1 pseudogene is annotated in these 506 nt (G+C 56.7%); it reads right to left on the bottom strand.

Annotation, left to right across the window (positions count from 1 at the left end):
• Positions 1-301: 301 nt before the first annotated feature.
• Positions 302-506, bottom strand: a pseudogene (locus tag AC1DRN_RS30010) (hypothetical protein); the annotation flags it as partial.

The raw sequence follows: 506 nt of genomic DNA, 5'->3' as shown, positions 1-506 counted from the left end.
GGCAGAAGCAGTAGAACTATCAGGGACATAGGCTTCTAATCTGCGGAAGTTTGTGAAGCATCATACGTGCCAGCTCCCGGATCACCAAACGCCAAGCTGTCGCAGAATCCTACACGGTAGACGGAAAAGCCCTGATTCAGATTGTTTCTGGTAGAGGGTTTTCGCCTGTGCTGACGCCATCGCGAGCAAGCTCGCTCCCACAGTGTTTTGTATTGCGCACAAAACTGTATGTACACCTCAAAACCTGTGGGAGCGAGCTTGCTCGCGATGGCGGCCTATCAGGTAATGCAGAATCCGCGGTTTATCGCTGAGTTTCCTCTTCCAACTCTTCCTCAGCCGTCGCAGCCTTACCCTTGGTCTTCAACTCACTGACTATCACCGCCGCCACAATCAACCCGGCCCCGAGCAGGGCAATCGACTATCACCGCCGCCACAATCAACCCGGCCCCGAGCAGGGCAATCGCCGGCAGGCGTTCCCCGGCGATGCGCCCGACAATCCCGGCCCA

The organism is Pseudomonas sp. P5_B3 (assembly GCF_056400405.1).
This window is presented reverse-complemented; position numbering and strand designations above follow the sequence as displayed.